Annotated in this window: 1 protein-coding gene; it reads left to right on the top strand. The window is 37.2% G+C overall.

Annotated elements, in window-relative coordinates:
• Positions 1 to 71: 71 nt before the first annotated feature.
• Positions 72 to 589: S49 family peptidase (locus ACFIK8_RS12600; RefSeq protein ID WP_375669622.1), on the top strand; the 518-nt coding region annotated here is incomplete at its 3' end.

Genomic DNA, 589 nt, shown 5'->3' with positions numbered 1-589 from the left:
ACAGTTATGCTCTTCCTATTTTATACCCTTGATTATTTGGCAGTTTACTAAATTTATAAGGAAGTTTCATTTTGATTGACGCTATAAAGAATTTTGTTTCGTGCTGTTTTCATTCCAGTAAATTTGAAATTCCTGTAGTACGCCTTCATGGAGCGATTATGGATTCAAATTCAATGTTAGCACGTACACTTTCGTTAGGCAGGTGTGCGAGTCTTTTAGACAAGGCTTTTGCTTACAAAAAAGCGCCGGCTGTTGCACTTATTATTAATTCTCCTGGTGGTTCGCCGGTACAATCACGTTTGCTCTTCAAGCGTATTCGTGATTTGGCAGAGGAGAAAAATAAAAAGGTTTTTGTATTTATTGAAGATATAGCAGCATCAGGTGGCTATATGATTGCCTGTGCTGGGGATGAAATTTTTGCTGATCCTTCTTCGATTATTGGTTCCATTGGGGTTGTTTCAGCTTCTTTTGGTTTTCCTGAGTTTTTGAAGAAAATTGGTATTGAGCGTCGTGTATACACAGCAGGAAAAAACAAGGTTACATTGGATCCATTTCAACCAGAAAAGAAAGCAGATATTGAACATTTGAA

The organism is Bartonella sp. MR168JLCBS, assembly GCF_042194175.1.
The sequence above is the reverse complement of the archived record's forward strand: the minus strand, read 5'-3'. Positions and strand labels throughout refer to the sequence as shown.